At 37.1% G+C, this 13,358-nt stretch carries 9 protein-coding genes; all 9 read right to left on the bottom strand.

The annotated features are described in order from the left end of the window. Nucleotides 1-276: 276 nt before the first annotated feature. The 9 genes from DRF60_RS11865 to DRF60_RS11825 all read right to left on the bottom strand — a co-directional run bounded on the left by DRF60_RS11865 (nucleotide 277) and on the right by DRF60_RS11825 (nucleotide 13,342). Entirely contained in the window at nucleotides 277-3,207 is a 2,931-nt protein-coding gene (locus tag DRF60_RS11865) for a reprolysin-like metallopeptidase (protein WP_116012273.1), read from the bottom strand. Between the two features lie 172 nt (nucleotides 3,208-3,379). Next, nucleotides 3,380-4,048: a DUF6048 family protein gene (locus DRF60_RS11860; RefSeq protein WP_116012272.1), complete on the bottom strand. Its 669-nt coding sequence runs from the start codon at nucleotides 4,046-4,048 to the stop codon at nucleotides 3,380-3,382. Continuing rightward, entirely contained in the window at nucleotides 4,014-4,490 is a 477-nt protein-coding gene (locus DRF60_RS11855; protein ID WP_116012388.1) for a DUF6452 family protein, read from the bottom strand. The genes DRF60_RS11860 and DRF60_RS11855 overlap by 35 nt, the downstream gene beginning before the upstream one ends. A gap of 79 nt (nucleotides 4,491-4,569) precedes the next feature. Continuing rightward, nucleotides 4,570-5,976 carry a 23S rRNA (uracil(1939)-C(5))-methyltransferase RlmD gene (gene rlmD, locus DRF60_RS11850; RefSeq protein WP_116012271.1) on the bottom strand — a complete coding sequence of 469 codons (1,407 nt, stop codon included), beginning with the start codon at nucleotides 5,974-5,976 and terminating at the stop codon, nucleotides 4,570-4,572. Between the two features lie 166 nt (nucleotides 5,977-6,142). After that, complete coding sequence (locus DRF60_RS11845) at nucleotides 6,143-7,663, bottom strand: TlpA family protein disulfide reductase (RefSeq protein ID WP_116012270.1); 1,521 nt, start codon at nucleotides 7,661-7,663, stop codon at nucleotides 6,143-6,145. Nucleotides 7,664-7,981: 318 nt separating this feature from the next. Further along, complete coding sequence (locus DRF60_RS11840; RefSeq protein ID WP_116012269.1) at nucleotides 7,982-8,749, bottom strand: succinate dehydrogenase/fumarate reductase iron-sulfur subunit; 768 nt, start codon at nucleotides 8,747-8,749, stop codon at nucleotides 7,982-7,984. Between the two features lie 24 nt (nucleotides 8,750-8,773). After that, a complete protein-coding gene (locus tag DRF60_RS11835) occupies nucleotides 8,774-10,786 on the bottom strand; it encodes a fumarate reductase/succinate dehydrogenase flavoprotein subunit (RefSeq protein WP_116012268.1) in 2,013 nt (670 codons plus the stop codon). 16 nt (nucleotides 10,787-10,802) lie between these two features. After that, nucleotides 10,803-11,465 carry a succinate dehydrogenase cytochrome b subunit gene (locus tag DRF60_RS11830; protein WP_116012267.1) on the bottom strand — a complete coding sequence of 221 codons (663 nt, stop codon included), beginning with the start codon at nucleotides 11,463-11,465 and terminating at the stop codon, nucleotides 10,803-10,805. A 140-nt stretch (nucleotides 11,466-11,605) separates the two neighbouring features. Then, on the bottom strand, nucleotides 11,606-13,342 hold the full coding sequence (locus DRF60_RS11825) for a ComEC/Rec2 family competence protein (protein WP_262510880.1): 1,737 nt from the start codon (nucleotides 13,340-13,342) through the stop codon (nucleotides 11,606-11,608). Nucleotides 13,343-13,358: the final 16 nt, after the last annotated feature.

Below are 13,358 nucleotides of genomic sequence, written 5' to 3'. Positions count from 1 at the left end.
TAATAACAATAGTAAATAAGTATAGTGTTTCCTATTTGTTGGCGTTCAAATGTACTTTTGAAACATCCATTTTACAGATAATCTGTGTTGAAAAAATAGTTATTTAATTCATACGCTAATATTTTTAATAATTACACAAATCTAATAATTTTTTCACTATTAATGTATTCATTCAAATATTTTTTTGTAAAAATTTCACAATAATAATACATTCTATACATTAAAATATAAAATCCTCAGGAGAGCCTGAGGATTTTATATTATTGTTAATTACTGTTATTTCTTGATAAATTTGGACCTGAACTGATCTCTTCCTTTTTCATCAATCGTGATGACGTATCCGCCTTTTACCAGAGATGAAACATTGATCTTTCCGTCATTAATATTTCCATTTCCTACCAGCTGGCCGGCAGTATTGTAAATTTTATAGGCCGCTTTATCTGAAACTTTAGTTACATTCAGAATGTCGCTTACCGGGTTAGGATAAATCCGGATATCATTATTTGGATTGCTAACATCGCTTGTACTCAAAGGAGATGTTATTACCACATTATAATCTTCAACTTCTCCATACTGTAAGTTACCACATGCTCCGGTTATAACACCACCTGTTTGAGTTCCTCCGTATACCAGCAATACTCTCATTCTTAATGGCTGATTCTCAACAGCAGTAGATGGAATATTAACTATAGAAGTAACTGGTGCTGAAATAGGTGTTGCAGGAACAGGATAGCTAAGAACTCTCTCCGTAGTTTCAAAAACTCCGTTTCTATTAAAATCAATAAAGGCAGCCACTGCATCTAGGTCAGGATTTGAAACTGTCACTGATAATGGATAAGAAGTTCCTTTTACCAGATTTATCTGAAGAGCAGAGTTCGTGGTGTAATTTCCATAGTTTGTCTGTAGTGAGCTGTTGTTAACATTGGCAATTGTTACATTCGAAATGTATTCAAAATCCGGATTTGTAGATATTGAAGTGGCCGGACAATATGTTAATGAAGGAGTACTGAAATTAGTTGAAGGAGAATATGCTCCTGTAGTTCCGGAACATACTGCTGCAACCTGTACTTCATATGCAACTCCGTCTACCAGATTATTTAATGTTACATTATTCACAGTAGAAGTCACCTCAATCCAGTTCGTTTCACTTAATTTTTTATATCTGATCTTATAAGAACCTGCGCTAGTAACCGGAGGCCATGAAATGTACGCAGATACTGTTGTAATGTTAGAAGCTGTTACATTGGTTGGCGCACTTCCGTCGCAAACTGAAAATGCACTTACAGCAATAGACTTCACAGCATAAAATACATTGCCAATAGCGGAAATTCTCAATTTTATGTTTTGTCCGTTCAATGAAGTCGGAAGAGTTATATTTTCTGTTCCGTCATTTGCAGTTGAAGCAGAAAGAATAGTCCAGGTAGTTCCATTGTCTATGGTATAATCAATTTTCACATTAGCAGCATTATAAGGTGCTGCATTTGTATTCGCTATATTCCACTCAAGCATTGTAGGAGCGAGTGTATTGGCATAAGCAGTATTGATTTTAAATGGCCCGTCGTTACCCACTACTATTGTCTGTTCTGCAACCTGTGACTGCTGCTGCGCAGGATTAGCATTATTATCTCTTACTGTTACTGCAAAATGGGTAGTTCTTGCTACTTTGGAAACAGATTCCCATAAGTTATTAGAATTATCCAATACGCCGTTAAGCACAGAAGACAGCTTAGGGAAATATCTCGTAGGACTTGCAGTAGGAACAAGTGATCTGAATGTAGCTCCTGTAGTAGTAGTACCTATGTTTGTTTTATTGATAACAACATTGGCGTTATCTATCTGTTCCCACATATAAGTAATAGGATCATTTTCAGGATCCGTAGCCGAAGCTGTTAAAACGAATGCCGTTTCCTTAGGAATATTATAAGTAGGCAGTGGTGCTATAACCGGAGGATTATTTGTAATCGAGGTTTCCACATCACAAGTCTTACTATTCAGATTGGTCTGAATCTGTCCAATACTTGCTTTATGAAAGAAAGGATCCGAGTGCGGCTGAACGTCCGTATTAGCCCCTGTAATACCAGCATACCCCATAATAGTGGTTCCTGAACCCGGTTCCATGTTTACACCTGAGCCTTCTAATGCATGTGCAAAAGTATGGTTGGCGCCCAGTTGATGTCCCATTTCATGAGCTACGAAATCGATGTCAAAATTATCTCCTACCGGGCTGGTGCTCTGGGTAAATGCAGAACCTTTCCCTCTTGGTACAGTAGTCGTCGGCGAAATACATACACAGCCAATACATCCTGCATTTCCATTATTTCCTGCTGCATTGAATACGTGTCCGATATCGTAATTCTCTTCCCCTACATTTGCAGTAAGAGTCTGTTGAAGCTGTAAATTCAAATTGCCTGTGTAAGGATCGGTCGCTGCATTGGTGTAGATAATTCCCGGTAGATCCAGGACATTCAGATGCAGGGCAAGATCTTTTTCAAAAACAGCATTTACTCTGGTCATTGTGGCATTGACAGCCTGAATAGCACCTAGCTGCGTACCACCGTGAAAAGCTGTATATTCTCCTGTAACAGACATAGCCAATCTCATGGTTCTATATTTCTTATCAGAAGTTTTTGAAAAATCAGTAGGCTGGTTAGTAAAATTCTGGCCGGCAGTAAGCATCTCCTGAAGCTGATGAACTGCTTTTGGACTCTCAGAGGTTGTACATACAAAGCTTTTACCTTCTGTGTTTAAGGTTTTAGGATGTACTCCGTACAATGTTTTCTCTGAATTCTGCGGATCAATGAATTCATATTCACCTCCTTTGATAATTATAGACTGAAAATCATTCGGACCAACAGAGAATCTTAGATATTTTGAAGGATCATCAATACCTACTCCCACATAGGAACCTAGGTTATATCTATCAGCTAATGATTTAACAAGAACAGGAAAACTATAAACGTTAAATTTTTCTATTTTACCATTTAATGTGGGTATAGAAATCACCACCGCTTTATTCCCGCCACCCATTTCCTGAGCATTCTTCAATTGTTGTCTCAGGATATCCAAATCTAATTTGTAATGTTGCCTGACAGCAGTTGATTTTAAGTTGGTTGTCCTGACTTTAGCATCAGGTTTGGCAGGAATCCACTGGGCAGAGACCATTCCTCCTATCAAACCTAAACACAAAGTAGTAATAAGTTTCTTCATATTATTTAAGTATTAGATTAATTTCACAAATATAGCATTTCTATTAAAACAAAATCATCAAAAATTAAACAATAATAAATAATTAGCATAAACTAATTTAATTACAAACTTATCACAACAGCAAAAATCCCCAGATATATCTGAGGATTCTTTATTGTAAAATGATTTTATTCTAAAACTTATAGGCAATATTCCAAGCAAAGCCCATATTAAATTTAGTTGAGCTTTTACCAAATCCGGGAACGATCATCGGGGTAATATCATCCTGCTTGGAAGTGTATACTAAATATCTTGGCTGAAGATTAACATCTATATAAAAATTGGATTCAAACAGCTGTACCCTTCCTCCTAAAGTCCCTTCTACCCAGGCAGAAGTTTGTGATGAAGAAGGAAATGCCACAGACGAAGTGCTACCTCCAAATCCGCGGACCGGAACTGCCATATACTCCTGATTGTAGAACGCACCTCCTATTTTACCTCCTGCATAAAAACCATTGAATTCATTTTCAAGGTCTTTTGCCAGCATATAAAAAGCACCAAGCTTCACAAAGGGGCCGCTTGCCTTGGCGTCGTAACCGTTTTTTTGATATACATTTTTCTCAAAACCAGCTTCTGCAATGGCATGAACATTTCCTTTCACTTTTGATGAAATAAAGCCCTGGTAAAGCATTCTATCCGAGAAAAAGGAAATACCTGTATTAAGAACATCAAAACCTACCATAAAATTAGGTTTGTATTTCTCCTGAACTTTTTTGGCTTCCTGGGTTTCTTTTTTTTCCTGGGCGAACCCGGTTATTCCTATTATGCTAAAAAAGAAGGAAAAGATTAGTCTTGTCTTCATTCTCAATTTGGTTTTGTCCTGCTTCGAGCTGTTGTACAGGATTTGATTGTATTAATTCTGAGTTTAAATTCTCGTATGTTTTTTTAATCCCGCATCCTGGAGAAACGTATGCGCTCTTTGTTGTGTAATTAACGCGAACGTGAGATTCTACCCCTTTATCCTCAAGCCTGAAATAAACATCTGTATAAGGTGAATCATCCACCCGTAACGGGATAAGTCTTGAATCTATTTTCTCAGTTTTCCCCAGCTGTACTTTCCCAGCCCCATAATCTACAGCTACATATAATGAATCCAAAGTCATTGCTTTTCCGGATGCCAGAGACTTGAATGCTACTTTTATTCTGGGGGTCCCTTCACCGCTTTCACAGATATCGTCATCTCCCCCACAGGAAAAAAGCATTCCAACGAAGCAGATCATAACGATAAATTTAAAATATTTCATCTGGATATTTTTATTTTTTATTTTGGTCAGATGAAACTTACGTTTCATATTAAGATTTGAGATTCAAATTTAAATAAATTTATTTTTTAATCAGCAATGCTATATTTTCTACGTGGTGGGTTTGCGGGAACATATCCACCGGCAAAATCTTCACCAAAGTATAGTGTTCTTTCATCAGGGCAAGATCTCTTGCCTGAGTTGCTGAGTTGCAGCTCACATAGACTACTTTTTCCGGAGCAAGTTTCAATATCTGTTCTACCACTTTCTGGTGCATTCCATCTCTTGGCGGATCGGTAATTAAAACATCTGCTTTCGGATGATTTTCTAAAAACTCATCGTTAAAGACATTTTTCATATCTCCACAATAGAATGTTGTATTGGTAAGGCCATTTAATTCAGCATGTTCAATGGCTGCATCTATAGCTTCCTGAACAGATTCTATACCTATAACCTGTTTTGCATTTCTGGCAACATACTGGGCAATAGTTCCTGTTCCTGTATACAGATCATACACTACTTCATCACCCTTCAAATCAGCAAACTCCAATGTTTTTCTGTAAAGCTCCAAAGCCTGTTTGTAATTAGTCTGAAAGAATGATTTTGGCCCAATTTTAAACTTCAGTCCATCCATTTCTTCCATCAGGAAACCTTCTCCGAAATAAATATTGATATCCAGATCGTAAATAGAATCATTCTGCTTCGGATTGATGGCATACACCAATGTTTTGATTTGTGGGAACTTTTCAAGCAGGAACTGGAAAAGCTTTTCTCTGTTTTCTTTTTCTTCTCTGTAAAGCTGGAATAGTACCATCCATTCGCCTTTAGAGTTCTGTCTCATCATTAAGGTTCTTAAAAAGCCTTCCTGATTTCTGACATCAAAGAAATCCAACCCGTTTTGTACACCATAGTTCTTTACAGCTAAACGTATAGCATTGGACGGATCTTCCTGCAGGAAGCATTCTTTCAGGTCCAGGATCTTGCTCCACATTCCGGGAATATGGAAACCTAATGCGTCTTTGCTTCCGAAATTCTCTTCGGAACTTATTTCGTATTGGGTAAGCCATCTCGCATTGGAAAAGGAAAACTCCATTTTATTTCTATAGAAATACTGTTCTTCGGCACCTAAGATCGGAACGGTTTCAAAATCATCAATTCCACCGATTCTTTTAATATTATTATATACTTCTTCCTGTTTGAAGTCGAGCTGTTTTTCGTAGCTCATATTCTGCCACTTGCATCCACCGCATGTTCCGAAGTGAATACATTTGGGATCTACTCTGAATGGTGACTTCTCCAAAATTTCTGTGGTTTCAGCCTCATAGTACTTGGATTTGGATTTTTTTACTCTTGCATTGACTATATCTCCGGGAACTGCTCCGGAAATCAGTACAGTTTTTCCTTCTTCGGTTCTTCCTATTGCAACGCCTTTTGCGCCTGCGCCAAACAGTTTAATATTTTCAAGAATTATATCTTTCTTCTTTCTCATCCCTAAACTCAATTTCTTTTAATGGTCGGACGAACCCTGCGACTCATCCTAAAATTCTATTTCTATTTTTCTAATACACCGAAAGCAACCTTCCGGTTTGGTTCCGCAAAAATACAATAAAAAAAACCTTATCCGAAGATAAGGTTTCACTCTATATTAAAGTTTATTATTTTGTTGGGGCAGGCTGAGGATTTACAGGCTGTACTGAAGGATCCATCGTCCCCGGCTGCATCTGGATATTAGGTTCCACTTTAGGTGCAGAAAGACCTGTAAGTTTATCCAGGATCGTTACAACTTCCTGTTCCCCTAGGTTCACAAAAGATCTGCTTGCAATTTTACCATCTTTATCCACAATTACAAAGCAAGGCAACTTAAATCCATAAACTCCATATTTTTTAGCAATATCGGATTCCAAACCTTTTTCTCCGTACACATTAGTTCCCGGAATTCCTTTTAACAATGCACTGCTTGTTTTTACAAACTGATCTTTGGAATCATCTACATTTACAAAAACAAAGTTCATTTTAGATTTATAGAAATTCACGACTTCTTTCAGTACAGGAACTGTACCTTCACTGATATAAGGGTTCCAGGATGCATAGAAGAACAGCATATAGGGTTTTCCTTTGTTTTCAGAAAGCTGGTAAGATTTACCGTCTGCTTTTATCAATGATGCTTCCGGAGCAGGCTCTCCTACTTTAACTCCATTCACTGCTACCTGCATTTTAACTAAATCTGCTTTGATACCGGCATCTGTAATATCTGTGTCAATGATTTTTTTAACCTTTTCTGTGTTCTTTGCAGGAGCACCCGGGTGAATATCCTGAGCTACTACAAATGCCAACAGATAATCTTTAGCGGTTTGTGAAACTTCTTTTCTTTCTTTTAGGAACTGCGCGAACACTTCAGAAGTGATCATGTCTGTTTTTCCTTTGGTTTTTGCTTCAGCATATTTTTGAAAATCAGGGCTCATCTTTACAAGAAGGTACTGTCTGTATAATGGAATGGTTTTCACCATTACATCTTTATTTTCTTCCAGCTTCGTTTCATAATCCTGGAATGCTTTTGATACTTTAAATGATGGATTTCCTGACATCTGGCGCTGTGACATCTCATAGTTGGCAAGAAGATTAAGAATAGTTACTTTCACATCATTCTTTTTCCATTCTAAGATTCCTTTACTTGGATTATTTTTTTGAGCAACATCTTCTACGTTTTTGTTAATGTCGGCTTCAATTTTCTGAGCTCCTTTTAAGAAGGTTTTTTCGTCTCCTGACATTAACTGCTGGATGTTGATTTTACTTCCATACTCACTTAAGAACTTTTGGCTGGCCTGAAGGAAATCATTATTTTTTTTGGCATCTCCTGTAACGACGAACTCATTTGGGAAGGTCATTGCGTTTCCGGAAATATTAAGATTCTGTCCGCCCTCAAGATAAATCAGGTTTTGTCTTCCTGCATAGTTGATTACATACATTCCGTCTTTAGGAGCTTCGAAGCTTCCTGTAAAGTTTCCATTTTTATCTAAACCAATATTAATAAGCGGAAGGGTTGCTACACCAGAAGCTTCAACAAATTCAATTCTTTCGAGTGGTGAACTTCCGGTAATTTTTCCTTTAACTTCAACTTTTTTTGAACAAGACATCACAAAAGCTGTGATGATAAACAATAAAAGATATTTTTTCATTTCAATTTTAATATTACGCAAAAATACGTTTTTTACGGCTTGCTGATTAACACTATTTATTTTTTTTGAAAATTTTATGAGAACCTTTATAAATGGGACTTTAAGTGCCTTTTATTATTTAAAACCTCTCACCAGAAAAGGAATCTCAAAAAAAAACAATCCTTTTCTCACACATTCAAGTGTTCACCAAATATAGACTTATTAAATTAAAGAATATCTTATCTGACCAACACCTTAACAAATTTTAACAGCTCAATTATCTTATAAAAAAAATCGTCTCCATAATGAAGACGATTTTTTATGTATTCTGAATAGTTTCTATCCCTGATCTACCATAGCAGCCATATATTCTCTGTTCATTCTGGCGATGTTTTCAAGAGAAATTCCTTTCGGGCATTCAACTTCACAAGCTCCGGTATTTGAACAGTTTCCGAATCCTTCTTCGTCCATGGCTTTTACCATGTTCAGAACTCTTCTCTTCGCTTCTACTCTACCTTGAGGTAGAAGAGCGTATTGAGAAACTTTAGCTCCAACGAATAACATTGCAGAACCGTTTTTACAGGTAGCCACACAAGCTCCACATCCGATACATGCTGCAGCATCCATTGCTTTGTCTGCATCTTCTTTAGGAACAGGAATTGCATTGGCATCCAAAGTATTTCCTGAAGTGTTCACCGAAATGAAACCACCTGCAGCCATTACTCTGTCGAATGCGCTTCTGTCTACCATCAAGTCTTTGATAACCGGGAAAGCTGCACTTCTCCAAGGCTCAATAACGATGGTTTCACCGTCTTTGAACATTCTCATGTGAAGCTGACAGGTCGTGATCCCTGTATCCGGGCCATGCGCTCTACCGTTGATATAAAGTGAACACATCCCGCAGATTCCTTCACGACAGTCGTGATCAAAAGCGATAGGTTCTTTTCCTTCGTTAATAATATTTTCGTTCAGGATGTCCAACATTTCCAAGAATGAGGAATCTGTAGAAACATCTGATATCTTGTAGGTCTCAAACTGACCTTTAGTTTTGCTATTTTTTTGTCTCCAAATTTTTAGGGTAAGATGAAGGCCTTTTTTTGCACTCATAATTATGTATTTATAGGTTGGAGATTATTTGTAACTTCTTGCTTTAACTTCAATGTTTTCATAGATCAGATCTTCTTTATGCAGCACTTCCGTTGTGATATCATCTGTTTGATATTCCCAAGCTGCTACATATTTGAAGTTAACATCATCTCTTTCAGCTTCACCTTCAGGAGTAGCATGGTCTTCTCTGAAATGTCCTCCACAAGATTCGTTTCTGTGTAATGCATCGATTGCCATTAATTGTCCTAGTTCGATGAAATCTGCCACTCTGAAAGCTTTTTCAAGCTCAGTGTTCATTCCATCTGCATCACCAGGAACTTTCACATCGCTCCAGAATTCTTTTTTCACCTGAGCAATTTCAGCAATAGCTTCTCTCAAACCTTCAGGAGTTCTTCCCATTCCTACTTTATTCCACATGATGTGTCCTAATTTTTTGTGGAAATGATCTACTGAGTGAGTTCCTTTATTATTTAAGAAGAAATTTACTTTGTCTTTAATTTCTTTTTCAGCCTGATCGAATTCGCCAGAAGTTGTAGGAATTGCTCCCGTTCTGATGTCCGCTGAAAGGTAATCTGCAATCGTGTAAGGAAGAACGAAATATCCGTCTGCCAACCCCTGCATCAAAGCAGAAGCTCCCAATCTGTTAGCTCCGTGATCTGAGAAATTGGCTTCACCGATTACGAAACACCCAGGAATGGTAGACTGCAAGTTGTAATCTACCCAAACACCACCCATTGTGTAGTGAACTGCAGGATAGATCTTCATTGGGGTTTTGTAAGGATCATCAGCCGTAATTTTTTCGTACATCACGAATAAGTTACCGTATTTTTCCTCAATCCAAGCTTTTCCTAAATCATAGATCTGCTGATCTGTAGGATTATGAATATGTTTTTCGATAGCGGCTTCTTTACCCTTTTTAATAATCTCTGTAGAGAAATCTAAGTAAACACCTTCTTTAGTATCATTATTTTCGATTCCGTAACCAGCATCACATCTTTCTTTACCAGCTCTCGACGCAACGTCTCTAGGCACTAAGTTTCCGAATGCAGGATATCTTCTTTCCAAATAATAATCTCTATCTTCTTCTTTAATATTTTCAGGTCTAAGCTTTCCTTCTCTGATCGCTACAGAATCTTCAATTTTCTTAGGAACCCAGATTCTTCCTGAGTTTCTTAATGATTCTGACATCAAAGTCAGTTTAGACTGCTGTGTTCCATGAACCGGAATACAAGTCGGGTGAATCTGTACATAACAAGGGTTTGCGAAGTACGCTCCTTTTTTATGAATTTTCCAAGCCGCAGAAACGTTCGATCCCATTGCATTCGTAGAAAGGAAATATACGTTTCCGTAACCTCCTGATGCAATAACAACCGCGTGAGCAGAATGTCTTTCGATTTCACCTGTCACCAGGTTTCTTGCGATGATTCCTCTTGCTTTTCCGTCTACAATTACCAATTCCATCATTTCATGACGGTTGTACATCTTGATTCTTCCTTTACCAATCTGACGGCTCATTGCAGAATAGGCACCTAACAATAGCTGCTGCCCTGTCTGTCCTTTTGCATAGAATGTTCTTTTTACCTGAACTCCACCAAATGAACGGTTATCTAACTGACCGCCGTAATCTCTCCCGAAAGGAACACCCTGCGAAACGCACTGGTCAATAATATTGGCAGAAACCTCAGCTAATCTGTAAACATTGGCCTCTCTTGCTCTATAGTCACCACCTTTGATGGTATCATAGAATAATCTGTATGTAGAATCACCATCACCCTGATAGTTTTTAGCAGCATTGATACCTCCCTGAGCTGCAATTGAGTGTGCTCTTCTTGGAGAATCCTGGTAGCAGAATGCTTTTACGTTATATCCCTGCTCAGCTAAAGTAGCTGCCGCAGAACCACCTGCCAAACCTGTACCTACAACAATAATATCAATCTTATCTCTGTTGTTGGGTGCAACAAGGTTCATATGGTCTTTATGATGCTTCCATTTATCCTTTAAAGGACCAGCCGGAATTTTTGAATCTAATTTACTCATAATTGGTATACTGATATTATTGAGTTACGAAGTGATAAATTGCAATAAAAATAAAACCTGCAGGAATAAGGATTGAATACCATTTTCCAAAAGCTTTGATTACCGGAGTATATTTCGGATGTCTTGCGCCAATAGATTGGAAAGAAGATTGGAAACCGTGAGCTAAATGCAGCCCCAGCAAAACAAAAGAAACTACATATAAAACTACTCTCCAAAGATCTGCAAACTTTGCGTGCAGGTCTCCCCAGAAACGTGTTTCTTCAATCGGCAGTCCGTCAATATATTTGTAATTCATTTCGTGAAGCCAAAAGTCGTACAAATGAAGAAAAACAAATGCCAAAATCACAGCACCGGAAATAATCATATTTCTGGACATCCAGGTAGAGTTGTGAGAAGGATTGTTTGAATTGTATTTCACAGGACGTGCTTTTTGGTTTTTAATTTCCAAAACAAATCCCATTACAAAATGGAAAACGACAGCAAATATCAAAATTGGCTGCATTACAAATTGAATAAGAGGATTGTACCCCATGAATTGCGAAGCATTGTTGTACGCATCCTCACCAAAAACCGACAAAAGGTTTACAGAAAGGTGCATCACCAGAAATATCAGCAAAAACATAGCCGACAATGCCATAGCATATTTTCTACCTATCGTAGAACTCGTTAAACCTGCCATATAAGTTTACATTTGATTTTCCACAAAATTAAGAAATGTTAACTATATCAAAAAGTGAGAAATCTCACAATTAGACAGTTTGTAATCTTTCTAAATAAGAATCTATCACATTGTTTAAAGGAAAAAATGAAAAGTACTGTTTATTTTTTCAAATCATAAATTTTGCCATTATAAACTACCTTTTCTGCTGTTTCAGGAAAGGTCTTTATTTCCAGAGTCCGAATACGTCTGGAAGAACAGTAAGGCCCTGCTATAAATCTTAAAATTTTCTTTTTATCAGAACGTTCTGCTATCCAAAAGCAAGCCTTACTTCCCTTCTTCACTGATAATACGTTAGTTTTATTAAAATCATGAAGCAGTATTTCTTCTTTCTGATTTTCAAAAATACTAAACGCTGTTCTGATTATAAAAAACACTAAAACCATTGCTGCTACCCTGGTTAAATTTTTAAAATTGATCTTTAAAAGCAATGGTCTCAGCATATAAACGACAATAGACAAAAATATTGCTTCAGCAATACTCATCGCTATATTTGAGTAAAACAGCATATCCCTCTCTGAAAACCAGTGAATAAGGCTCAGTAAAATTCGGATAGATCCGTCATATAAAAAATTGATCCACATAAAATCGATCTTCAATCCAATGAGAACCGTCATTAAAAAAGAAAATACAATCAATATTTCTGAAAATGGGACTATCAGGATGTTGGCAGGCACAGAAACTAACGAAAACTGGTGAAAGTAATAAAGAATCGCCAGCTGTGCAGAAAATGAAATGGTTATGGTATTACAGATTATTTTTTTTAAATAACCATTCTGCTGCGGAAAATACTTCAAAAGCGGCTGGTTTAGCCAAAAAATCCCCAACACAGCAAGAAAGCTAAGCTGAAAACCAATATCAAAAAGATGCTGTGTGTCAATAACTAAAATAATCATTGCTGATAAAGAAAGAGAATGAAGCATATCTGGTTTTCTCTGGAGAAGAACATAGACAAAATATACCGTCAGCATAATACAGGCCCGCATCACAGAATTTCCAAAACCGATAAATACAGCAAACAGCCAGATAAAAACAATGCTGGAAATCACCGCATATTTTCTGAACCGTAAAGGGCTGAACCGCATCAGTAAAAAGTAGAACATCCCAAAAATGACGACAATATGTGTTCCTGAAATAGCCAATAAATGAACCATTCCGGACCTGTTGAAATCTTCTACCGTTTCAGAATCCATTTCTGTCCTGTCTGCCAGAATAATTCCTTTTAAGAATTCCCGGGTGCTAGGGAACATTTCAGCTTGATCAATTTTTTGCAATGTTTCTAATCTACGCTGCTGAATTCGTTCATTTAAGCTTAAATCATTTCTCTTTGCTGAGGAAATATTACTGGAGATATAACATTGATATTCAATATTTTTCCTTTTTAAATACCTTGCATAATCAAACTGAAAGCTGTACTGCGGAGATTTTGTTTTTGACAGGTAAGCATCAGCCTTGTAATAATGCTCAAAATCAATTTCTTTATTGGTTTTGGGGATATATACAACAGCATTGAAATTTTCTTTTCCTGCACGAATAACGGCTTCATATTTTTTATTTTTTTCTGTAGAATTCAGTTTTTTGGAAATCTTAAAGAATACCGTTACGTTTTGATTATCATACCGGTTACCGGACGAAAAGGTATTGAAAAAATGGAGGATTATTCCGGCTCCGAAAAACATCAATCCCAGCAGTATCGCTCTTGTTTTATGCAGAAAATAAGAATTCAAAAAACACAAAAGGAAAATTGATAAACAGCTTGCTGAAACTATATAAATTATAGTTTTATCCAACAGCATTTTATCCTGAAAAAAAATTCCGAGGATAAAACAGATAGACAAAATGAGAAGTGGCTGC

Source organism: Chryseobacterium elymi (assembly GCF_003385495.1).
Lineage (GTDB): Bacteria > Bacteroidota > Bacteroidia > Flavobacteriales > Weeksellaceae > Chryseobacterium > Chryseobacterium elymi.
The sequence above is the reverse complement of the archived record's forward strand: the minus strand, read 5'-3'. Positions and strand labels throughout refer to the sequence as shown.

What these genes read in the sequence shown, in the direction of transcription:
- DRF60_RS11865 (WP_116012273.1), bottom strand. Translation starts at nt 3,207, where the DNA reads ATGAAGAAACTTATTACTACTTTGTGTTTAGGTTTGATAGGAGGAATG.
- DRF60_RS11860 (WP_116012272.1), bottom strand. Translation starts at nt 4,048, where the DNA reads ATGAAGACAAGACTAATCTTTTCCTTCTTTTTTAGCATAATAGGAATA.
- DRF60_RS11855 (WP_116012388.1), bottom strand. Translation starts at nt 4,490, where the DNA reads ATGAAATATTTTAAATTTATCGTTATGATCTGCTTCGTTGGAATGCTT.
- rlmD (WP_116012271.1), bottom strand. Translation starts at nt 5,976, where the DNA reads ATGAGAAAGAAGAAAGATATAATTCTTGAAAATATTAAACTGTTTGGC.
- DRF60_RS11845 (WP_116012270.1), bottom strand. Translation starts at nt 7,663, where the DNA reads ATGAAAAAATATCTTTTATTGTTTATCATCACAGCTTTTGTGATGTCT.
- DRF60_RS11840 (WP_116012269.1), bottom strand. Translation starts at nt 8,749, where the DNA reads ATGAGTGCAAAAAAAGGCCTTCATCTTACCCTAAAAATTTGGAGACAA.
- DRF60_RS11835 (WP_116012268.1), bottom strand. Translation starts at nt 10,786, where the DNA reads ATGAGTAAATTAGATTCAAAAATTCCGGCTGGTCCTTTAAAGGATAAA.
- DRF60_RS11830 (WP_116012267.1), bottom strand. Translation starts at nt 11,465, where the DNA reads ATGGCAGGTTTAACGAGTTCTACGATAGGTAGAAAATATGCTATGGCA.